Here is a 23,317-nt window from a genome sequence, read left to right as displayed (position 1 = left end):
AAGGAAAGATGCGTACCGGTCTCAGTCTACGATATGAAGGACGTGTCAATAACCAGGGCGAATTGGGTCTTGGAACGATGAACGAATTGGGTCTTGGAACGATGAATACGTCCCCTCCGAAGCGGGTCGGAACCCGCCAACATCACCGTCCTATCGTGGGGTAGGATTGTATAATCGCCAGTGAATTGACGATTCGACCTGACAGCGTCGACGTTTCCCCAACCTCGTGATTTGATGACGATCCAATGATGTTGAAACTCCCTGGGCTCGGGTTTTGGCTCGTTGCGGTGAGCTCGTGTTTGGCCTGTCTGGCACAGGACGAGGAGCCGGACGTTTTGAACGAGTCGGTCTTCGAAGTGCGGTTCGTCCAATCCGATGATCAGCCGATCGCGAACGTTCCTGTGGACGTACGCCGACCTCTCGATATCAACGCGGGAGACGTCATCGTCGGCACGTTGGTCCAAAAGAAGAAATTCACTACGAAATTGCTATCGAACGAAAAGGGAATCCTGCGATTGCCGATGCAGTGCTTCCCGGAGAATTTCGAATTGATGATCCATATGGAGGGATACGCACCTTACTTCGCTCGTTTTGACCGCGAACAGGAAGGTGATTCTCTTCTCGAACCGATCACATTGAGACTGGAATCGGCCTGGACGGTCGGTGGGAGAGTTGTCGATGCGGGCGGGCAACCGGTCGTGGGTGCAGACGTGCGTCCGAGTTTTCCTCTCAGTTTGCGTCCGGGTGATCCGCAGCCCATTCACAATGGCTGGAGCGTGTCGACGGATGCGGACGGGCGTTGGATTTACGCGTTGGTACCTGAATCCAAGCAAGACGTCGGAGTCTCGATCAATCATGCTGATTTTCAACCGCTGCGATTGACGCTCAGCCGCGCGAAATACGAGGTGACCGAGACACGCTCCGCGGATCAAAAGATCACTTTGCCCAATGGATTCATCCTCGCGGGAATGGTCACCGATGAAGCCGGCAAACCAATGCCAGGTGCCAACGTCCGTACGAAGTTTCACAACGAAGTTCGCGAAACAACCACGGACGAATACGGTCGCTATCAACTCGCTGGGTGCGAACCCGGTTTGACTCGCTTGGTCGTGCACGCCGAAGGAAAAGCACTCGAGATGAAAGAAGTCCGCATCGGGCCGGAAATGGAGATGCAAGATTTTGTTCTGCGTCCGGGTGGGCGTGTACGCGTTCGCGTCGTTGATCAGCAAGGAAAAGGAATCGCCAAGACTCACATCTTCCTACAGCGTTGGCGCGGACGCGTTGATTACTTCGAGTTCGATCACGTTGATACGTATACCAACGAAGACGGCATCTGGATTTGGGACGAAGCACCGTTGGATGCATTCCAAGCCGATATCTGTCCGCCGGGCGGCATGCAACTCACGAAGCAAACCATCCTTGCGGGTGAAGATGAACTCGTCTTTGAGCCTCCGAACTTGTTAGTTGTCTCAGGCACAGTATCCGATGCCGAAACGGGAGAACCGATTACTCACTATCGAGTCACGCCCGGTCTGGTCAACGAGAGATACCAAAACGGTATCAATTGGAATGATCGTCAGCGGTTTTCGTCTCAAAGTGACCATTACGAGGTCACGTTCAATCGAACCGGTGACGGGCATGCGGTTCGTATTGAGGCGGATAGTTACCGGATCGCTCAGTCGAGAGTTTTTGCGTCGGATGAAGGTGCGGTCAACTACGACTTTCAACTCATTCGCGCCACGAATCTGGAAGGAAGAATCGTCTCGCCTGATGGCAGGAGCGTCTCGGGTGCTCAGATTGCGATCGGGGATCCCAATACCCAAATCACGATCAAAGAGGGGCGATTTCGAGATTCGTCGACTTATGCGACCCGTTTGGTTGCTGACGAAGAGGGGAAATTCAGCGTCCCGGCAAGAGACGATGACTTTTATCTGGTGATCTTGCATGAAGAGGGACATGCCTTCATCAAGTCCACTCAGCTCGAGACGAATCGCGATGTTCGTTTGATTCCTTGGGCGAGCGTGCGAGGTTCGTATCGGGTCGGCTCCGAACCAGGATCCGACATTCCTTTGGTTGTCGGTTCGGGAAATTTCTCGCCAGGTGATCGGTTGGCCGGAAGGATCTATGCGGAATCATCTGCGATGACTGATGCTGAGGGACGTTATCACGTCAAACATTTGTTTGCGGGGCGATGCGCGATCGCTCGTGACATTGTGATGATGGTTGATGACGGAGCGACCGAAGTGGCTTCATCGATCCGAATCCCGTTCGACATTGATCCTGGCGAGCAGATGGAACTCCCGATCGGCGGATCGGGACGCGCGGTCGTTGGAACATTGTTTCCTCCGATCGAGACCAAGCAAGCGAACGCTTCGGATTCCGACGTGGATTGGAAGTTCGCCAACGTTTATGTCGACGAGGATATCGTGGCCCCGCCACCACCGGTCGATCAGCAAGCGTTGCGTCAGAATCCTGGGCAATGGCAGGCGTGGCTAGAATCACCCGTCGGACAAGCCTGGCGTGCTTCGATGCAGGCATACCAGGCTCAAAGAAGCAGGGTGCCCCGGTATCGAGCGACTGTCGCGTCTAATGGCCGCTTCCGGATCGAAGACATGCCTGCCGGGCGGTACCGTCTAAGCGTACGCACGTTCGATCAAAGCGGTTTTTCGCTAAGCAATCACCGTTTCAAAGTGCCACCGATAGAGACGTCTGGCAACAAGAATTCGTCACCCGCCGAACCATTTGATTTGGGTGAGCTGTTTCTGCAGCGACGCTGACGAATGCAGCTCTTGCGTGGAGGCTACCACTCTTCGCCGCGGAGCCGTGCGATTTCCATTGCATCTTTGTCACCACGGCCGGACAGGCAAATGACGAGATGTTCCTTCTCAGACATCTTCGCCGCGGCCTCGATCGCTTTGGCGACGGCATGAGCCGTTTCGAGTGCACACAGAATTCCCTCGGTCGTCGCCAAACGTTCGAACGCTTTCATGGCTTCGTCGTCACGACATCCGATGTAGTCGACCCGGTGGGTGTCTTTCCAATAGCTGTGTTCAGGACCGACGCCGGGATAATCCAAACCGGCGCTCATCGAATGCACATCGCAGGTTTGCCCGTCATCGTCTTGCATGACGTAGCTGTAGCTGCCGTGCAGCACACCGGGGCTGCCGTAGGAAAGCGGCGATGCGTGGTCGCCGGCTTGGCTGGATCGACCGCCGGCTTCCACGCCGATCATTCGCACGCCTTCGTCTTCGACAAACGGATAGAACATTCCTGCCGCGTTGGATCCGCCACCGACACAGGCGACCACGCAGTCGGGAAGACGTTCGAAGCTGTCTCGACATTGCTCGCGGGTTTCGCGTCCGATCACCGATTGGAAATCGCGAACCATCATCGGGAACGGGTGCGGCCCGATCACACTGCCGATGATGTAATGCGTGTCCTCGACCGATGACATCCAATCCCGCATCGCTTCGTTGACGGCATCTCGCAGGGTCCGCGAACCGCTCTCGACGGGCGAGATGTTTGCTCCGAGCAGTTTCATGCTGAAGACGTTTGGTTTTTGCCGGCGAATGTCCTCGGCACCCATGTAGATCGTGCAGGGCAAACCAAAGTGGGCACACGCGGTGGCGCTGGCGACGCCGTGCTGTCCCGCTCCGGTTTCTGCGATGACTCGGGTTTTGCCCATCCGCAGCGTGAGTAGCGCTTGACCGATCGTGTTATTGATCTTGTGAGCGCCGGTGTGGTTAAGGTCTTCGCGTTTGAGCCAGATTTGGGCACCGCCGACGCTCTCGGACAACCGTTTGGCGTGGTACAGCGGGCTGGGTCGGCCGACGAACGTCTTCAGCAGGCCGCTGAGTTCGCGTTGAAATTCAGGGTCCTTCTTGGCGTCGTCGTACTCTTGAGCAAGTTGATCGAGTGCCCGGGTCAGGGTTTCGGGCACGAAGCGACCGCCGAACTCCCCGAAGCGGCCGTTGGGGTCGGGAACCTGTGTGGTCGCGGGAGTGTTATCGGAAGCGGACGAATCGGCAATACTCATCAAATCTCAGCTAGGTAAATGGGGATGCACCGAAAACAATCGATTGTCACTGGAGAAGAAAACTTGGTCAACGCGACGCGGGCACTGATCTCGACTTTTCGGCCTCAAACCATCATGGGGGTCGATTTCAGCGGTGCCGCGTTGGCAGGTAAAAACGCGTGGATTGCCGAGTTACGAATCGTCGAAAACGGCCGCGAGGGTTCACCGGCCCGGCCGCTGCAACTGGTCGATCTGCAACCGCTCGGCCGTGCCGCCGGCGATCCGGCACGCGAGACAGTGTGCAAATATCTCGCCGAACGTATTCTCGCCAGCAGGCAAACGTTGTGGGGTATGGATTTTCCTTTTGGGCTGCCGATCGAGTTGGGGATCGGCGATTGGCCGGACCAAATTCGACATGTCACGGACCATGAAGGAAACGCTCAATCGTATGGCCGTCACCTCGTGCAAATTTCGCAGCAGCAGGGTGATTCGATGCATATCCGTCGCCTCACCGACCGAGAAACCCGAACCCCGTTCGACTGTTATCACTACCGCATTATCTATCAAACGTTTCACGGAATGCGGGACGTTTTGGGCGCGATCGCTGGCGACGCACATACCCTGGTCCTGCCGTTTGACTCCGTTCGGCTCGATCGCGGCGACGTGGCTGCGGAGGATGTGAACCGGATCGTCATGGAAGCTTGTCCTTCGTCGACGTTGTGGCAAATGTCCCTGCCGAGGCAAAAGTACAAACAACCGGGAGGCAAACCGCCCGACGAACTGCGACGCAAAAACCGGCGTCAGATCCTCGCCGGTTTGTCAGGCGTCGTTGAGATGTCACCGTATCGACGTAAAGTGATCATGAATAATCCCGGTGGAGATGCGCTCGACGCGGTGCTGGCCGGAATCGGGATTTGGTCCTCCTGGCATCGCGATGATCATGCCGAGATCGCTAATCATCCGCGGTACGGTCGCGAAGGGCGCGTGTATTGCTGACACGTCGCATGAGCAGCGGTGCGCCAAAGAGGTGCTCGACTTTGCATAGAATGAAATCGAGGTGGAACATGTCGAAAAGATCCATACCTGTCGCCGAGGCGACCGAGCGAAATTGGCCGGTTTTTTCCGTCGCGCAGTCGAGAGAGGTGGACCGGATCGCGATCGAACAGTTCTCGATCCCCGGCATCGAACTGATGCGAAACGCGGGCCGAGCATGTGCCGATCGCGTACAGCGGGAACTGTCCGAAAACGGCCCATCGACGCTGATCTTAGCCGGGGCGGGTAACAACGGAGGCGACGGGTACGTCATCGCCAAATGCCTGTCGGAGGCGGGCTTTGATGTCGCCGTGATCTCTCTGGTCGATCCGGATAGGTTGTCCGGCGACGCCAAACAGAGCTACGAAGATGCACTCAGCGATGGTGTTCCAATGGAGACCGCCGATGCCGAGACGGCGGTGGCCAAAATCAGATCCCACCGCGGGATGATCATCGACGCACTTTTGGGAACGGGTGCCAAAGGTGCCCCGCGGTCTCCTTTCGCGGAAGCGATTCGAGCGGCAAATGAGACGCGTGAGCCAGGCACCGACGGTGTCGAAGGGGCAACCCGAGTGGCAATCGATATTCCATCGGGGCTCGACGGTGACACCGGAGAGCCGTCGGACCCGACCTTTCGTGCCGACCTCACGTTGACGTTCGTGACGCCGAAAACTGGCATGACGAACCCCCAGGCTGACCCCTACCTTGGTGACCTGGAATTGATCGATATCGGAATACCGGAGGCGTTAAAACAACAATTGGGAATCCCCGGATAGCCAGCCGAACGGATACTGCTAGGCTGTTCGGTCGGGCTCGCCGAGGTGCAGCAATTTCGTACTGCCTTTTACTGATCGCAGCGTCTTTCAAAGTGCTGCGTCTTTCAAAAGTACAGCGTCTTTCGAAGTGCAGTGCCTCTCAAAGAGCTCTGCCGATCAAAGAATTGCCAAACGTTGGACCCGACCGTGTTGTGCCCGACGTTCGGCGCTCCTTCTCAACACCATCCCCTGCAAAGTTACCGTTCACGTGGACAGCGTTCGCAAACTCGTCAAGGATCACGAACTTCATTCGCTCGGCAAGTGGATCTTGCTCGCCTCTCTGGTCGGGCTCGTTGCGGGCTTGGGTGCGATTGCGTTCGATGTGGTTGGCCAAAGTGTGACTCGGTTCACATTGACTCAGTTTGCCGGCTACACCCCGCTCGAGGCGGCGGGCGAGCACGCACGGTTTGATCACGCCGAGCACACGTTTTCGCCGTGGATGCTGGTGTTGGTGGTGACGCTCGGCGGGTTGGTTTCGGGTGTCATCGTTTACACGTTTGCCCCCGAAGCGGAAGGTCATGGAACCGACGCCGCGATTGACTCCTTCCATAACAAACGCGGCAAGATGCGGGCACGCGTCCCGCTGATCAAAACCATCACTTCCGCGATCACCTTGGGTACCGGCGGTTCGGGTGGCCGCGAAGGTCCGATTGCCCAGATCGGTGCGGGATTTGGGTCATGGTTGGGCACGACGATGAAGCTCTCCAACCGGGAACGACGCATCATGCTGGCTGCGGGGATGGGGGCCGGAATCGGGGCGATCTTCCGAGCGCCGTTGGCAGGGGCGGTTTTCGCGGCAGAGATTCTCTACAGCGACGCGGATCTCGAGGCGGACGTGTTGGTGCCCGCCGCGGCGGCTTCGGTGGTTGCGTACAGCGTGTATGTGCAATCGCTTCCTACCGAAATCAGGTTTATTCCGATTTTCGGTTCGCAACTGCAGCACAATTTTGTGTCTCCGTTGGAACTGATCGCTTACGTTGCGTTGGCGTTGGTGCTCGTCATCGTCGGAGTGATGTATGTCAAAGCGTTCTATGGCACGCAGAAGTTGTTCCATCATTTGCCGATCGTGCCGCACGTGCGCCCCGCGATTGGAGCGGCAATGGCGGGATTGATCGGCATCGGGTTGCTGCACATCTATGACGGGGACCAGGCAGTCCTCGGTGTGCTCGGTACGGGGTACGGCAGCCTGCAGGTTGCCGTGACGTCGGCGACGAACCTGGGCATTCCGCTGCTAATCACGATCGCGTTGGCAAAGATCGTAACCACGTCGCTGACCATCGGGTCGGGAGGTTCCGGAGGTGTTTTCGGTCCGTCGATGGTCATCGGTGGATGCACCGGTGCGGCGGTCGGTTTGGCGTTTCAATCCGCATTCCCGAATGTCGTTACCGAGCCCGAAGCGTTCGCTGTTGTGGGAATGGCGGGTTTCTTTTCCGGTATCGCGCGGGCACCGATTTCCACGATCATCATGGTCCGTGCGTTGACCGGTGACTACGGACTGTTGTTGCCGACGATGTTGGTTTCCACCTCCACGTTTGTAATGAGCCACCGATTTCGGTTGTATCAAAAACAAGCACCCACGCGGATGGATTCGATGGCTCACCGTGGCGACTTCATCGTCGATGTTTTGGAAGGCTTGCAGGTCAAAGATATCTATCAACGAGATCGCAAGGTCACGATGATCCCCGAAGGAATGACCGTCGAGGATATCGTTCATCGACTGGCATACAGCAACCAGCATTACTTCCCGGTCATCAACGCCGATCAGAAAGTCGTGGGCATTTTCAGCGACAACGACGTGCGGGCCTACCTGTACGACGAGAGTATTTGGAAATTGGCGGTTGCCCGCGACGTGATGACCGACAACTTCATGTCGGTCGCTCCGGATGATGATCTCAATACCGCGCTTCTGCGGTTCACGTCTCACGATCTCGACGAACTGCCGGTGATCGACAGTGCACGTCCAGGCGTTTTGCTCGGGATGCTTCGACGTCGCGAGACGATCGCCGCGTACAACCAACGTGTGATGGAACTCAAACGCGAAGCGAAAGAAGAGGAGGACGTGCCTGCTTCCTAAGCACCGAGTTCGCGTGGATACGAAAAAAGCGACCGCCCGAAAAAGTTCGGACGGCCGCTTCTGTGACAATCTACCTTGGTGAGGAAAGACCTCGACTCGGTGGATTAATACCGGGTCGTGTATTGGAAGTAGAAGAAGTCGGCATCGTAGTCGCCGTCGAGCGTGACAGGAGCAGCTGTCTCCTTGTAGTAGTCGCCGCCAGCGAAGTGCGAGTACCCGAGCAAGACGTTGTTGCGAGCGTTCAAGTTGATGTTGAACAGAACGTCGATTTCGCTACCAAGGTCTTTCGAGTTTGCTGGGGTGGCGGTGTTGTAAGGAGTCATGACTACGCTGTATGGCGTTGTCGCTTGATCCAATCGGAAGTAGTGATACCACAAGATCATCGAGACCTTTTTGGTCAACGGCGTCAGTGAGAACACGTTGATGTCGTGCAGGTTGCGTCGACCGAACAAGTCCATGAAACCGTTGTACTTGTGAGCCAATGGGTAGAGGTGATCGTATCCGCCGTCTGCTCGTCCGACTTGATCGAAATCGTCTTCACCTGAGGCCCAGTCGTAGTAGAACCAAACGGTTGGGCTGAGGAAGTTGGTTTCGATCTTGCGACCGAGACCACCGGTGAAGAATCCGGCGTTGTGGTCGAACGCGGTCGCGTCTTCACCGAATTGGTAGGCACCTTCGAAGTCGTAGAGGATGCCACCGTCCGTCTTACCGCTGACGCGGCTACCAACGGTTTGGTAGCTGAATCCGATGTCACTGTTGTCTGAACCCAACCAGTAGGCTTCCATCGTACCCAACGCAGTGTTTTTCTGAGTCGCGTAGGCACCGTAGAATTGAATGTCGTAGTTGGCTTCGTCGGCGTCATCTGGATCGACAGGAACGAAGTTGGTCCAGAAGGCGTCGATCGAGGTGTCACCGTTTTGGTACAGACCCCGAATACCTTCAAACGTACGACGTGTGTTGGCCCAGTCCAAAGGCGAGATCGTTCGCTGAGCACCATAGACGAGTTCTTGGCGACCAACGCGGGTCGTCAATTTGCCATGGTCTCCGTCGAACAAAGTCAGGTCGACGAACAGGTTTTGGATGTCGGCGTCTTGCTCTTCGATCGGTCGCGGTGCGAACTGTTCGCCCATCGATTCAGCGTTCAGCATTTCACCGTAGACGCGGATGTTGTCGCATACTTCCCAGTCGGCGTACAAACGCGTACGGGACAGCCAGAAGTTGTCATCACGTCCGGTGATTCCAACACCGCGGTGGTTTCGCTCGTTGTGATAGCGATACCGGGTTTCACCACCGAGATCCAACTTGCCCAAAGGCGTTTGAAGGTTCTTGAAGTGATCGCCAAAGAAACTCGGCCCATCGTAGTAAGGATCGTTCAAGTATGAGAAGTCATTGGCGTAGAACACGCCGGCGTATGCCTTCTTCATCTTGCCCATCGCCGCTTCTTTCTTCTTAGCGACGGCTGCACAATTGCACGTTGAAGCAGGAGCGTACGAAACAGCAGGTTGCTCCACGTAGTACGGCTCCGAGATCGGAGCAGGCGCGATCGGCGCGGCGACTTCTGCTTGCGCTGCAACCTCGGCAGCGATAGGTGCTTCCTCTGCCCCAGCGGTTTGGAGAATTACCGGCTGGAGTCCGAGTTCACTGATCTCTTGCGCCCGAGCGGCGTCGCCCGAGATTCCGGCGACCGCCATGGAGGACAACGCTGCAAAAATCATTCGCCGTCGGCGGCTGAATGTAGAAACCATTAGATTGAGTTCCTTCCCTATTAATGGGTTTATTAGGCGAAAAATACCTCGCCGCCATGGGGGAACGATGGCTTGGTAACCGGTGTGGGGCGAAGCGACCGGCCATATGTTCTTTCGAGGTGGTTATGGCCTCGACGCATCGCCGGAATCGATTCCGATGAAACGCGTGGCTTACAAACTCACTTATCGACTTCACAAATTTGTTGATGGCCCAAAAGATGCCGAGGCTCACCAATTTTTTGCTAAAGCGTTGGTCGATGCGCATGAATTGAAACAACCGGTAAAGTCGCAGCGAAAACATGAGAAGACGCGCCGGTTAAGTAAGGTTTAACCCGGTGTTTTCACTCGATCATCGCAAGAGAGATGCGACGAAAAGACGCTCAGAATGAATCAGTCTGATATCACTTTTTGCTTTTATATGACACAATCATGGTGTGAGACCCGTCGGCAGCGTGAGTACCATTCCACGCTGCAGTGCCCAGGCATGGTTTCGCTCCTGCGAAACGTCGATTCGGTCTTCCACATCCAGACGGGCAAATCAACGAGCTGCGTTTCTAACCTCATGTGAGATTCCCGAACCAGGCAGAGTTAACCTGGGTTGATTTGGTTGAGTTTACCGCGTGAGGAATGCCTAGCCGGCGAGACCAGGATAGCGTTGTTGCAATTCCCCACGAGCTTGAGCGGCGCGATCGGGCTTTCCAACCTTGTTCCACAACTCCACCAGTTTCTTGAGTGCCTCCGAGTGTTCGGCGGCGTGCATGGAATACATCAATTGCGTGTGCAGGTATGCTAGTAACGCCCCCTCGTCATCACCCAACGCTGCGAAGCTCTCGCCCTGTGCGTTGTAGATGGTCGCTGCGGTTTGCGTGTCGGTCGGATTGAGTTTCTCGATAAGCTTGTTGACCATCTCGATGGCTTCTTTGCCGTTTCCCTGTTTGGCGGCGACCACGGCGAGTGCTGCTTTAGCCAAGGTTTGCAAACGACTTTCCTCGGGACTATTTGGTTTGATGCCGGCAACCTTACCGAGATCACTGCTGGCCCCCGAGAGGTCATCTTGGGCGAGTTTCACCATGCCTCCGAGATAGACCGATTCAATCTGAAGGTTACGGGAGGGAGCGCTACGCAGGTACCCGTAGAACTGCGCCGCCTTCTCATAGTTGCCGAGTGCTTTGGCGAGGTCCCCGAGCAATTTCATGGCGGGGTAAAAGTGCCATGAGTTGGAGTTGTTTTTTGCAAACTCAATCGCGTCCGCGGTAGATTTGTTCAGATCGCCCTGCCCCGACAACGCCATCTGTCCTTGGGACAACGCGAGATAGAATTGGGCGTCAGCTTTGATGAATTGTCGTGGCAGCTTGGAGATGTCGAGTTGTTTGAGTTCATCGAAGGCTTGGTCGTATTGACCGTCCATGATCAACTCGCGAGCGCGAGTGAGTTCCGCCGGGTCACCCTGGAACAAGATTCTGCGGATGTCGCTCGATGAGATGTTTTGGTCTTTTCCACCCGCGGTGATAACGACTTCATTCTTTGTGATGTCTTTCACCTTGCCGATCACGGCGTCTCCGTCATTCGGGTAGACACGGTCCGTTTGAGCGAACCCGCTGTTTGCAAGCGCGAGCGTAAGCAAGACAGCGAACGATGCGGTAAAACGAAGTTGAGAAGGAAGCATGAAATTGAATATCGTTAATGGATGTGGTCGTATTTTGATGGTGCGTCCCTTATGAAAAGGTTCACCCAAGAGAGTTTGTTGTCAAACGCGGCTAGGCGGGCGGCGGAAGACCCTCGGGATTCTCACCCAGTGCGACTTGGATTTTCTTCAGAAGTGCATTGAACTCTCGGTATTGATTGGCCCCACCCATCTCGGGATACAGAGCGGAAAGACTCGTGATGTCCCGAGCGGCTTGCTGGATCACACGTTTGTCATCGGCCGCCTGTCCTTGCTCGAAGCGGCATAGCGCGACGTGGTAGCGAGCCCGAAAGAATCGATCGCGGAAGGCAGGGTTTCGTTGGGTCATTTGACTGATTTTTCCCCAACCCCAGATGATGCCTTTCTTCCCTCCGCTCAATGCCGCTTTGTACGCGCTGGGACGGTACTTGGGAGCCAACGTCGCCGCCCACTGTTCGTAGGCAAGAGCGCCTTCTTCTTGAGCGTCGATCATCGTTGGTTTCTTTGCCAGAATCTCGCGGTACTCGCTAAGAGAAGCTGAGTACTTGCCTTGCAACCGCAACGACTTGCCCAACATGAACGGTATCGTGTCGGACGCGTTCGGCTTTTGTTTCAACGTTTTGAACGTCTCAATTGCGGTTGTCAGCAGTTCGGCGGCTTGTCCTCCAGCCTTGTTTTGTCCCGGTGGAATGGCCGACTCAGCCATGCCCAACATGGTTTGCCCAACCCATAGCAGCGTGACGTCGTCGTCCGCGATCGTAGCGATCCTCGATAGGAAAACGTTGAACGCATCGATCAACTGTTCCTGCCGTGCGGGCGGCGCGTTTTTGATTTGCTCTTGGATGTCGGATGCCAATACCCGAAAGGTGCCAACCAGCTTTTTCTTGCCTTCCGCGTCGGCGGCAGTCTTCTGCAAATTGTCGATCGTTTTGGAAGCACGCTCGAGCAGTTTTTCTTGGTTGCCTCCCGACGATGTCATCTTGCCGACAACCGCCTGCAATTCAGTGCGATACAGATCGAACAAAAAGTCATCCGAAGGTGCGCTCAATTTCTTGAGGACCGTGATCGCTCCGTATTTAGGATGATCGAGTGCTTTGACTGCGTCGTTCGGTTGATCACGTTTGAGGTGAATCTTTGCCAAGATCACTGCCGCTTTCATCGCTTCCTCATCAACGAGGCCGCCAGAGATCTGCTCAAGTCCGCCGGTCAGTTCCGTGGACGCGATACCGAGCAACTTGTCGGCTTCTTGCGGTTTGTCTTCGCGACGCAGTTTGAGCGAATCGTTCCAGTAGAGTTGTCCAAGCAAACGCCGGAACTTCGCCTGCTCGGGGCCGTTTGGCATCGCGTCGATCAAGCGTTTGGCTTCGTCGAGGTTACCTTTCTCCATCGCCATGACGATGGAAATGCCCTTGGCGGAAGCCGCTTTCGGGTTGTCTGGCCACTTTTCCACTAGGTAATCACCGAGTGATTTGATTTCCTCGACCCAGAAATCGCCGCCGGTTCCTTCCGTAGCGATGATTTGTTGCGCCGAGTTCAATGCGATTAGGCCGCCACTGAGTCCCGTTTCGGATCCCGGTGCGAACTGAGAGAGGAACCTGCCAACGACGTAACTGTCACGGTAGTTTTTGTTTTGCAACAACAGGTAAGCAAGAAACTGTCGTGCTTCGTTGATCGCGGTGGTGTCCGTGTCCGGGCGGATCATCGACAGCCCGCGGCTTAGAATGACGATGCCGGTTTGACGAGCCGCCGAAATACTGTCCTCGAGTGGCTGAACCTGTTCTTTCTGACCGCCTTGTTTTTTCAGTGCATCGATTTGTTCTGAAATTGTTTGCACGGTTTGGAAAACCTGTCGAGCCGAAACCAGTGCCTCTTCGAAGTTCTTTGGATCATCGGCCGTCGGCATTTCAGCGGTTTCTTCGGTGGCCGCTGCGTCGATACCGAGGTCAGCGAGCAAACCGATTGTTTCTTCTTCATGTGATCCCGGAATCTTTTTCGCCTGCAGCAACAATTTGCGGGCGTCCGATACCGCCCGTTTGCGTTCATTGGCTTTCGTATTCTTCTTGTCTTTGCTCTTGGCGAGATACGCTCGCGCGAGTGCTACGCGTAGGCTCTGTGCACCTTGCGATTTCTCTTCGTTCGGACGTAACGAACGTTGAATGGGTGTCCCGATTGTGATCGCTTCCTGGTAGTCGTTCTCTTCTTCGGAAAGAATGAGGTCGATCAATTCGGTTGCCGCGCCAATTTTAGCTTCACGCAATTCATCAACGTCGGCTTGTTCGAGCATCCGTGAAAAGCTGCCGTACGCCTCGTCACGTTTGCCGAGCGTCTTTTCAACGCGACCACGGGAGTAATACGCGTTGGCACCTTGAACGTACGAGTTGTACTTCTCACTTAAATCAGTGTAGATCTGTAAGGCTTCGTTGAGTTGTTTGGTGGCATCCTTCGTCGGATCTTCGAATGTCTCGGCCGACATCAACCGGGCTTCCCCGGCGTTGTGTTGGGCCATCAAGAACTCAAAACGATACTGGTCGCGACGAGCCGCTTTTTCCGGCTCCTTTTTTGGGTCAATCTTTGCACCTTGCATTTTCTGCAGCCTGCCTTTCAGGTCGGCGATGATGCTGTCGAATGTATCCGCGGCGGCTTGATATAGCTCTCGTGCCTTGCGACGGTTGGTGCTATTGGCGTCGTCGGTCATGAACTGCGACGCACGGAACATCCGCAATTTGCCCAACTGCGAACGTGCTTCGGAGGCTCGTGGGTTGCTCGGATGATTTTTCAGAAAGGCTTGCAATTCCGTTTCTGCATTCGAGAACAACTCGTCGCGCCGGTCCACGGATCGAGCCGCGACGGCGGAGTCGATGTAGGTTTGCGCCTTTTCCAACGGCACGGTAGTGACGTATGCCGAATCGACGCCGGGATACTGATCGAGCCTGTCGAGATAGGCGAGTGCCATGTCGTAGTAACCAACCGCTCGGAGTTGATTGACGAAGTCCGCCGCAGGTTCACCCTCACCCCTCGCCGTGGGCGTGCCCATGATTAGGAGCGCAAGCATGAACCAGAGGTCGAGGGGACGAACTCTACCCCACAGACGCGGTGTGTTTCGTGCAGACGTTTTCAAGCGAGCCAAATGGCGGGATGGCAGCATTGGGGCAATTGCAGAAGAGTGAGATCGATGGGATGTCGCCATGTCGAGCGGCACTCCTCTAGAGTAAAGTGCAGGTAGCGGGCAAGCAACCTTTTGGCGGCGAACCTGAACGTAGATTGCCAAGACGAGTCCCAGCGATTTTCAACCTTTTGTAGGTCAGAAGTGATGCGAATCCCCAGTGAACTTCACGGTGAATCCCTTTATCGCGGGACGCGCAGTCGTCACCGACCGACGCAGTCATGGCGTCGAGTGATTCGGTTGTCCATCGTGCTGGCGCTCGTCGTGGTGGTGATGCGTCAAGCGGCACGACCGGGCATCTATCAAGCGTTCTTTCCGGAGGCCTCTCAGTCGGGTGCGGTGAACGTCGCCCGAACGATTCCGCCGTCTGCAAACACCTCAGTCCCGACACAGAGTGCCGATGCAACCGGTCGACCAACAGACCTCAACACCGTTGCGAGCGATGGATCCAATGATTTGACGTCACAGATACGTCAGCGGTTCGAACAATGGGTCGATTCTGCACCGGAAGACGAACTGTTACTCGCGCTCGCGACATGGTTGCGCGGGGAGCTGTTGCCGGCCAAACTGGACGATTCCCTTCTCGTCGGTCGTCCAGCCGATGCGGCAATTCTGGCGGTCATGATTCAGGACAAATTGATTCGTTTGGCGAAGGACGGAACGGTTTGGCGGGCTGCCGATGGCGCCGGTTTGTACTCCACGCTCGGGATGCATCAGACCAATGGCGTTCGTTTTCAAGCACTCCAACACCAGCGAGCCGTGCCGGTCGTTGCGGGCGTACTGCCATTATTGCAGCAACCTGAGGTCTACCGCGGCAGAAGTTTGGTTGCCCAAGGCGAAGTTGTCCGTATTGAAAAGATTTCTTCCCCCGCGGATTCGGATGATCGTTGCAAAGAGTTTGGCATCACTTCGTACTGGAACCTTTGGCTGATGCCGGAGGATGCCAGTCGGCGGCCTTGGATGGTGGTAGTTTCGGATCTACCAACCCCTCTGCAATCATTGACTCATTCGCATGCGGTGAACCAAACGCCAACTTCGGAAACGGAAGCATCGGCGAGTCAATCGGATCCGAACAAAGTCGTCTTCCCGGTTTCGAGTCCTCGTCCAGTGGTGGAGGTAGCGGGCGAGTATCTCAAACGTCTTTCTTATCAATCGGCATCCGGGGCTGAATTGACACCCGTCATCGTTGGGCACATCCGTTCCTATCGCACCAATGGAAATCCAACGGTCAGTGCTGCGATTCGAGCGGCTGAACCTAGCAATGGCGAAGCTATTCAAACGGACGACGAAGTTCCGTTAGTGTGGATCGTCGTCGGGTCTGCGGTGATCGGTGTTTTGTTCAGCGTATGGGTATTTTGGAGAACGTCGGTCTTGAACCGTCAACTTCGACAGCGACGCGATCGCAGAAAGGTGACGTTGGGGATGACAATCGCAACCGTCTTCGCGGCGATGAGTGCGGCGAGTTCTGCTAGCGGACAATCACTCTCGGATCTGCTGCCCGGTTACGACCGTTCACGCATGGAGGGCATCGTAGAAGATGTTCGGCCGTCGCTCGATAATCCCGGAGTCAACGTCGACGAAATTGCGAAACTCGTGTTTCGCATGGACCGGCTGAGCGAAACGGTTCTCAAACAGCGGCTCGAACAGTCGGCCGATGAACCCGTTGTTGGAGATGCCGTTGCAGTTGACGACACCGTCCTTGAGTCACAAACCTTCACGGTCGGCTCGACTCTGCAGGAGTATCTCGGCATTGACCGCGTCGAGATGCTGCGTTTGTCACCTGTAGACGGTCTTCCACGATTCGTCTTTGCGCGGGGATCTTCGCAGAGGATGAGTCCCGGTGATCGCGTCAGTGGTGTCGCGGTTCGCATTCGGTTTCCAGGCGACGGCAACGAGTCAAGTTTGCTGCTGGACGTGGCGGGGCGTTTGGGATGGCAACCCGCGCAGCCGGCATCGCCTTCCGAGAATGTTCTGGCGATGCAAGGGATTGATCTGGGGCGATTGGCGGAGGTCGACTTACTCGATCGAAAACCGCTGTCCGAATCCGACTCACCCGTCTTTTATCCGATGATCGGTGCGTCGGCGAAGGTTGCCGAGCATCTGACTGGAGCTGAAGACTTCGACAAATCGGTGCTCGCAATGAGGGAGAACGCGACCGATGCTTTGCCGGTCAAGTTGCTGCAAAACCCAACCGCATTCACCGGCCAATGGATCCGCTTGCGAGTGGAAACCGTGCGGATCACACGAGTCGCCGTGCAATCGGAACAACGTCGACGCGAGATCGGAGGCGACGCCTACTATGAGATCGATGCAATCGGAGACCTCGGTAAGGTCCAGTTGCAAATCGAGGTACCCGATGGTGAACCCGTCGTGATGGAGAATCGGTATCCCGTCACGATCGTGACACGCGAGTTGCCAGACTTTCTGCAGCAATCAGATCGCGCCGATGGTCCATTGGTCACAACGGTAAATCGAGCAATCCACGTTGAGGGATTCTTCTATCGGTTGTGGAGTTATGAGTCCGACTTCATGAAGCAGCGCGGCGGCAAGCAGTTTGCTCCACTGATCATCGCAGGCGTGATCGAAGACCTACGCCCCACATCGGATGATCCGATGGGCGTTCAAGCGATCGGGCAGATCGCGGCGTTTGCTGTGGTAGGCGCGATCTTGGCCGCGATCGCATTTCACTGGGTGACCAAACGTGGCGACAAGGAGTCACGTAAGCGACGCTACGGATAGCGCGACGCGCGAGGGTGGTTGCACATCGCAAGGATTGCGCAGCGATCGCACAACCACGGTCCGCGCAAACAACACGGGGTGGTGTCTCTGCACGCGGGGTTCTCCTGCAACGTTGCACAGAAAGAGGTTGCCAGCGTGGATCACGCGACTGCGCACCGGTGGGTAACGAACAATTCGTGGTCCGCGCAGCAAAAACGTTCGCCCGATACGACATATCCGGCGAACGTTTGCGTTAGGTTTCCGAAACCACCAGGGTGAACTACTTGAGTTCGACGGATCCGCCGGCTTCTTCGACTTCGGCCTTGACCTTTTCGGCTTCCTCTTTCGAGACACCTTCTTTGAGGGTCGCAGGAACGCCTTCGACCATCTTCTTGGCTTCCATGAGCGAAGCGCCGGTCAGGTTCTTGACGACCTTCACAACGTTCAGCTTTTTGTCGCCGAATGCGGTGAGAACGACGTCGAATTCGGTTTGCTCAGCAGCGGCTTCGCCACCACCTTCGCCACCTGCTGCTACCATCACAGCTCCACCGCCGGCGGCAGGCTCGATGCCGTGCTCATCCTTGAGGTAGTCGCTCAATTCTTTGGCTTGCTTCAGGGTCATGTTGGCGATCTTATCGCCCAGTTCTTTTGCTTCGGCGCTGTATTCGGCGACCGCAGTTGCTTCTTCGGACATGTCAAACTACCTCAAAAACGAAAAAGGTGATTCGGAAAAGTTGGATTGGGAAAGTGCTCGGGTTTGATGAAGGTGACGTTACGACTCGTCGTCTTCGCCCTTGCTCTTGATTTGGCTGTTGAGCATTCGACCAGGGCCGAGCAATGCTGCGTTGAGCGTTGCACCAGGGCCGAGGATCTGACCAACGAGCATGGAGATTTGTTCTTCACGACTAGGCCATTTGCTAATCGCTTTGACACCCTCCTGATCGAGTCGTTCTCCGTCCATGACACCACCGGTCGCGGAGAACTTGCTGTACTTCTCGTCATCCTTGTCGAGACGAACGGCTTCTTTGACGAGTGAGACGAAATCGCTCGCACCCCACATCAACGCGACTTGGCCGCGAGCGCCTTCGAATGCCGGTTCCAGCGATGACCCTTCCGTCGCTCGGCGAGCCAGCGAATTTTTGACAACCATCATTTGGATGTCTTTTTCGCCGAGTTCGCCGCGCAATTCGTTGGTCGTGTTCGCGTCCATGCCAGTGCAGCTAACGAGCACCGCATCGGAGACCCCTTCGAGTCGACGCTTCAGGTCACGCGTGACCAAGTCTTTAACGTATTTACTCATTTGATTTTTTCGCTGTCTAAACTCACTCCGCGTTCACCGCGGTTGGGCAAAAATTTAGTTTCCGGCTCGCGTGAACCCCAAACGCGCTGAAAACTCATGAGGTTTCAGTTCTTGCTCGTTGAGTCGAGAGTGACCGACGAGGGGCGTTGGGTTCGGAAAGCGGCGTTGCTTAGGTCTGGACTCGGACGCTCGGGGTCATCGTTGCACAAATGGCAACGCCTTTGACGTATGTCCCTTTGATCGTCTGCGGTTTGAGGCCGACGATGTAATCGACAAAGGTCGAAATGTTTTCTTCGAGTTTCTTCGCGTCGAAGCTCATTTTGCCGACCATCGCGTGGACGTTTCCGCCTTTATCGTTGCGGAACTCGACCTTACCGGCCTTGTACTCGGTGACGACTTTTCCGACATCAGGAGTCACGGTGCCTGCTCGCGGGCTAGGCATCAGGCCACGAGGACCGAGGACACGACCGAGAGGACCAACGAGTCCCATCATGTCGGGAGCAGCGATGCAGACATCAAAGTCGGTGTAGCCATCTTTGATTTTCTTTGCCAAGTCTTCCTGGCCGACTTCGTCAGCACCGGCTTCTTCGGCTGCTTTGGCGGCGTCGCCCTTCGCGAACACAACGACCCGTTGCGTCTTACCGATACCGTGTGGAAGAACGAGCGAACCACGAATGATTTGGTCCGCCTGGTTGGGATCGACACCCAAACGCATGTGAACTTCGACGGTTTGGTCGAACTTCGTTGCGTCGTATGTCTTGAGGGTCTCGACCGCTTGAGATAGCGGCTGGGACTCTTTCGGTTGCTTTGCAAGCGCGGCGCGATACCGCTTGGATTGTTTTGCCATATTGGTCACGACTGAGGTTGTCGGGTGGTTCGGCGAAGCGACTCAATCCTGACCGAAAAATAGGCTAGTTTGCCTCAATCGGTTCAGTGGTCACTTCTCCCACTTGTGGTCTCGCGAGACATTGCACCAACCTGTGGAGGCGGTCGTCTCGGGAGAAGTCGCGGAGTTTGGCGAAGTTGCCGAGAATCGTCAACCTCAACTTTCCATGCTTATTCGGATTTTTTCGAGAAATGAAATCCGGGGTCACGAAAATTCCGAGTGCGGAACACGGGTTGCTCTGGCCATAACATAGTGTGTCCGGCATCTGTCGACGTGACAGACGGACTTTCCGATGCCGAACGGTCGGTTCCATGACCGGCGTCTTCCGCTCCCATGGAACCAGACGGATCATCCCGGTGGGGAGATCCTCGATTCATCTACGAAGGACTTTCATGCCTGATCGCGATCCCAATAACGCCACGAACACGAACGAGTATCCTCGCCGCATGAAGTCGCGTTGGCTTACCGCATTGCCGGTTTTCAATGAGGTGAACTACGTCGACGATGTGCTCGATCAAGTTCTCCGCTACAGCGATCGCGTGCTCGTTGTGAATGACGGCAGTTCGGACGGCACGACGGAGAAACTCGATGCTCGCCGAGCGGCCCAACCCGAGCAGATCGATGTGCTGCACCACTCACAGAATCGTGGCTATGGAGCGGCGCTACAGAGTGCGTTTCAATTTACGCTCGACAATAACTACGAGGGCGTCGTGACGTTGGACTGTGACGGTCAGCACCAACCGCATCGCATTCCGCGATTCATCGAAGCGGCTCGCACGGCCGACATTGTTTCGGGCAGTCGTTACCTGAAAAAATACGAAGGCGACGATGAGCCGCCTGCCGAGCGGATGTTTATCAATCGGCGGATCACGGCCGATTTGAATGAACGACTCGGGTTCTCGCTGACCGACGCGTTTTGCGGTTTCAAGGCGTATCGCGCCGATGCTCTTCGCGCGATGCGAATCACCAACGACGGCTACGCAATGCCGTTGCAGTTGTGGGTCGAGGCCGCCGCGGCACGGTTAAGCGTCGTGGAGATCCCTGTTCCACTGATCTATCTCGATCTGGATCGTTCGTTCGGTGGGTCGCTCGATCACGCCGAAACCAGATTGAACTATTACAACCAAGTGATCGACGAAGCGATCGAGACGGTTCGCAGTGAAGGCAGGTTGCCTGACACGGTTTGTCTTCGCACGCAATCATGCGGTTAAGTGAGACGAACACGCTTGCATCGAACGAACATCATTTCGAAGCACGTTCGTCTGGAGTGCGTCCATGCCTGAGGGCCATAAGACGCACTATCTGGCTTCTCAGCACTCCAGACTGTTCGCGGGAAAGACACTGAAGGTCAGCAGTCCGCAAGGACGTTTTTCGACCGACGCGCGTAAAGTAAATGAGCGTGTTTTGGAATCAGTCGATGCCGCCGGTAAGCATCTCTTCTACGTGTTTGAAGGTGAGCGAATCGTCCATGTGCATCTGGGGCGGTACGGAAGTTTTGTCAGCGAACCGTCTCCACCGTCGCCTGCGAAAGGTCAGGTCCGGATGCGAATCGTTGGACCGGAGGTAACACTCGATCTTCGCGGCCCGACGCAGTGCAGAGTGATCGATGAAGAGACACGTGTTTCCATCGTCGACAAGCTCGGGCCCGATCCTCTGGCCGGGGGAAAGCGAGCAGACTTCCTGGCGAACATCTCAAAGAGCAACAAGCCGATTGGCGGACTGCTGTTGGATCAATCCGTTATCGCGGGCATCGGCAATATCCTTCGAGCCGAAATACTCTTTGAAACAGCGATCGATCCGAATCGTGCTGGGAAAGACCTGACTCCCGACGAGTTCTCTCGCCTTTGGCGGTCATTGTCCAAGATGATGAAGGTCAGTCTCAAGCACGGCCGCATCATCAGCGTGACTGCTAGGGAAGCAGGAAAGCCGCTCACGAAACTGGCCGACAAAGAAAGATTTCGGATCTATGGCAAATCGGAATGTCCGAGGTGCGGCGGCGCGATCACGCAAACGCCCGTGGCGTCACGCAAGCTTTACGCGTGCCCGCAATGCCAAGACATAAAGAATTAGAGCGTCATTAGAAGAAGCTGTAGCCTATGCCGCCTGACTTCGGTCGCACGATATGCATCGGCGTCGCGAGTTTCATGTCGACGATTGTTGGTTAGACGACAGATCAGAGAATGGTTGTAGTGAGTATGTGGATTTTGCCAGTTGGGTTCGCATGACAGCGATCGCGATTTGGCTGGGTGAGCAAGACTGCGCCGAACGAGTGACCTAGCGTTTACTTCCGAAGTGCCACGATTGGCGTGCTGCTCGGTCCTCTCGATCGCGGAGATACCCATGGTTCGTCACACGCTCTCCATCGCTGCAATTTTGACCGTATTTGTGTTGTGCATCAACGACTCGGCCAACGTGCAGGCTCAAGGCTTTTCACGATCCGGTTATGGGTACGGGTATGGCGTGCCGATGTATCCCACTCGCTTCGGTGCGGGATCTCCGATGGGATACGTTTATGATCCGTATGCGTCGGGCAGTTTCGAACCGCCAGACATGCACAACGATCCCATGTTTCGCGCCCAGCACAAATTCGATAGCCACTTTCCGGGACGGTACCGACGCAACCAACCGTTGGAGTTGAGGGGATCGGTCACTCACCAGCACCGATATTCGGCTCCTCGCCAATATCGTTCGACGACGCCGCACTATCACGGTTGGTAAACGATTGGTTCGACGACCCGAACCAACGATGGCCGCTCGAACGCATCAAGAACAGCAACAACGTTGCAAAGAAGTAAAACCCGATCAAGATTCCGCTCGCTCGAAGAATCTGTGCTTCGGAGTCTCGCGCGCGTAGATCGACGAGAGAAACAACGGCCAATCGCACTGCGAATCCGGACGGCAGGATGAATAGGATGACGCCCCACCATCGCCCCAGCAAAACGATCAGCATCAACAACCAACTGATCGCAATGGTGAGGATCAAAGTCGTCGTCGAGATCGAACGTCCGAGGCCACGCTCTGCAAGTTGGAATGATGCGATGGCAACGGCCACCGTGAATGCGATCCCCAGTATCTGTCGAATGCTTCGTCGCTCGGGCGGTTGCAGTTCGCTACGGTGAATTCGTTGGTGCGACCACTGCCATGCAATCATTGGACCAACGACAGATATTCCAGTAATGCACAACGCCTGCAGAGCGAGGGCGGGTTCGTGCCGGACCAGCACCACGAGTAGGACCAAATTGCACAGCCACGCCGCAATGACAATTAGGCGGGGCTGCATCTGTTGGCGGTGGGCGCCAACGCGATCAGTAAAGCTTCGTTGCCAAGGAAGATGGATCAACGCGGCCCAAGTTCCCGCGAGCGTCCAGGTCGCACACAATCCACCGATGGTGATTCCCAGCAAGGTTTGCGCCTGATCATTGAGACCGTTGCTAGAATTTCCATTCAGGATGCCGCCTATTGCGCACGTGCATACCAGTGACCAGACCGCCGTCCAACCCAGCAAAACGTAATCAGGTTGTCCATCTCTGAACGGAGACCGGATCATTGAAGGCTTTCTCGGCGACGACTTTCGAGTGACTGAAACAGACCCGGTAATTGACCGTCACGACGGTCTGCCATCTGTTCCAGAACACGCTGATCCGTTTGGTTAGACGTGAATCGCGTCTCGCCCGACCCCATGAGAAGATGCACGCCGGCGGGATGGCGGCTGCCGATGGATCCGACCACGGAGGGCGCAGCCTTCGCGAATGGATCACCGGATTCGACGATACCGCCACCGACGTTTCGGATCGTGGCACGCGTGCCGCTGAGCCAACCGAGGTCATCGTAGGTCGTTGGTTTTTCGGAAACGAATGCTGTATTGGATAAACCGTCGCTGACGTCGTCGCGGCGGATTGTCCGGTT

The 23,317-nt window shown here is 55.8% G+C and carries 17 protein-coding genes; 8 read left to right on the top strand and 9 right to left on the bottom strand.

All coding sequences use genetic code 11. The features are described from left to right. The first annotated feature begins 245 nt into the window (after positions 1-245). Positions 246-2,777 (top strand): carboxypeptidase regulatory-like domain-containing protein, encoded by a 2,532-nt coding sequence (locus RSSM_RS14925; protein WP_008680259.1) that lies wholly within the window; start codon positions 246-248, stop codon positions 2,775-2,777. Positions 2,778-2,800: 23 nt separating this feature from the next. On the opposite strand, the gene trpB is transcribed toward RSSM_RS14925, so the two are convergent. Next, positions 2,801-4,036, bottom strand: coding sequence for a tryptophan synthase subunit beta (gene trpB / locus RSSM_RS14920; protein WP_008680258.1), 1,236 nt, complete (start codon positions 4,034-4,036; stop codon positions 2,801-2,803). Positions 4,037-4,060: 24 nt separating this feature from the next. On the opposite strand from trpB, the gene RSSM_RS14915 reads away from it, so the two are divergent. The 3 genes from RSSM_RS14915 to RSSM_RS14905 all read left to right on the top strand — a co-directional run bounded on the left by RSSM_RS14915 (position 4,061) and on the right by RSSM_RS14905 (position 7,936). Continuing rightward, positions 4,061-5,011: a DUF429 domain-containing protein gene (locus tag RSSM_RS14915; protein WP_144059835.1), complete on the top strand. Its 951-nt coding sequence runs from the start codon at positions 4,061-4,063 to the stop codon at positions 5,009-5,011. A gap of 68 nt (positions 5,012-5,079) precedes the next feature. After that, a complete protein-coding gene (locus tag RSSM_RS14910) occupies positions 5,080-5,823 on the top strand; it encodes an NAD(P)H-hydrate epimerase (RefSeq protein WP_008680254.1) in 744 nt (247 codons plus the stop codon). Positions 5,824-6,070: 247 nt separating this feature from the next. Then, on the top strand, positions 6,071-7,936 hold the full coding sequence (locus RSSM_RS14905; RefSeq protein ID WP_008680250.1) for a chloride channel protein: 1,866 nt from the start codon (positions 6,071-6,073) through the stop codon (positions 7,934-7,936). Positions 7,937-8,040: 104 nt separating this feature from the next. Here RSSM_RS14905 and RSSM_RS14900 read toward each other — a convergent pair whose 3' ends face one another. The 3 genes from RSSM_RS14900 to RSSM_RS14885 form a co-directional block, all read right to left on the bottom strand. Beyond that, entirely contained in the window at positions 8,041-9,681 is a 1,641-nt protein-coding gene (locus RSSM_RS14900) for an alginate export family protein (RefSeq protein ID WP_008680249.1), read from the bottom strand. 631 nt (positions 9,682-10,312) lie between these two features. Further along, on the bottom strand, positions 10,313-11,347 hold the full coding sequence (locus RSSM_RS14890; protein WP_008680245.1) for a tetratricopeptide repeat protein: 1,035 nt from the start codon (positions 11,345-11,347) through the stop codon (positions 10,313-10,315). A 91-nt stretch (positions 11,348-11,438) separates the two neighbouring features. Continuing rightward, complete coding sequence (locus RSSM_RS14885) at positions 11,439-14,396, bottom strand: hypothetical protein (protein ID WP_044302619.1); 2,958 nt, start codon at positions 14,394-14,396, stop codon at positions 11,439-11,441. Between the two features lie 258 nt (positions 14,397-14,654). On the opposite strand from RSSM_RS14885, the gene RSSM_RS14880 reads away from it, so the two are divergent. Then, on the top strand, positions 14,655-17,246 hold the full coding sequence (locus RSSM_RS14880) for a hypothetical protein (RefSeq protein WP_008680242.1): 2,592 nt from the start codon (positions 14,655-14,657) through the stop codon (positions 17,244-17,246). A 259-nt stretch (positions 17,247-17,505) separates the two neighbouring features. Here the strand turns inward: RSSM_RS14880 and rplL are convergent, their stop codons facing one another. From rplL to rplA, 3 genes are all read right to left on the bottom strand, one after another. After that, entirely contained in the window at positions 17,506-17,919 is a 414-nt protein-coding gene (rplL, locus tag RSSM_RS14875; RefSeq protein WP_008680239.1) for a 50S ribosomal protein L7/L12, read from the bottom strand. A 78-nt stretch (positions 17,920-17,997) separates the two neighbouring features. Next, positions 17,998-18,525: a 50S ribosomal protein L10 gene (gene rplJ / locus RSSM_RS14870; protein WP_044302618.1), complete on the bottom strand. Its 528-nt coding sequence runs from the start codon at positions 18,523-18,525 to the stop codon at positions 17,998-18,000. A gap of 169 nt (positions 18,526-18,694) precedes the next feature. Then, a complete protein-coding gene (gene rplA / locus RSSM_RS14865; protein WP_008680236.1) occupies positions 18,695-19,372 on the bottom strand; it encodes a 50S ribosomal protein L1 in 678 nt (225 codons plus the stop codon). 485 nt (positions 19,373-19,857) lie between these two features. Here rplA and RSSM_RS14855 point away from each other — a divergent pair, with 485 nt between their 5' ends. The 3 genes from RSSM_RS14855 to RSSM_RS33195 all read left to right on the top strand — a co-directional run bounded on the left by RSSM_RS14855 (position 19,858) and on the right by RSSM_RS33195 (position 22,129). Continuing rightward, the gene (locus RSSM_RS14855; protein WP_008680232.1) at positions 19,858-20,622 is read left to right on the top strand and encodes a glycosyltransferase family 2 protein; all 765 of its coding nucleotides are present in this window, start codon (positions 19,858-19,860) and stop codon (positions 20,620-20,622) included. Between the two features lie 64 nt (positions 20,623-20,686). Continuing rightward, a complete protein-coding gene (locus tag RSSM_RS14850) occupies positions 20,687-21,481 on the top strand; it encodes an Fpg/Nei family DNA glycosylase (RefSeq protein ID WP_044302616.1) in 795 nt (264 codons plus the stop codon). A 270-nt stretch (positions 21,482-21,751) separates the two neighbouring features. Next, positions 21,752-22,129: a hypothetical protein gene (locus RSSM_RS33195; RefSeq protein WP_144059834.1), complete on the top strand. Its 378-nt coding sequence runs from the start codon at positions 21,752-21,754 to the stop codon at positions 22,127-22,129. Here RSSM_RS33195 and RSSM_RS14845 read toward each other — a convergent pair. Next, entirely contained in the window at positions 22,059-22,814 is a 756-nt protein-coding gene (locus tag RSSM_RS14845) for a hypothetical protein (protein WP_008680224.1), read from the bottom strand. The genes RSSM_RS33195 and RSSM_RS14845 overlap by 71 nt on opposite strands. Before the next feature lie 140 nt (positions 22,815-22,954). After that, the coding region (locus RSSM_RS14840) for a DUF1559 family PulG-like putative transporter (protein WP_008680222.1) at positions 22,955-23,317 on the bottom strand (363 nt) is incomplete at its 5' end.

Origin of the sequence: Aporhodopirellula sallentina SM41 (assembly GCF_000346505.1) — a bacterium.
In the GTDB taxonomy this organism is placed as follows: domain Bacteria; phylum Planctomycetota; class Planctomycetia; order Pirellulales; family Pirellulaceae; genus Rhodopirellula; species Rhodopirellula sallentina.
This window is presented reverse-complemented; position numbering and strand designations above follow the sequence as displayed.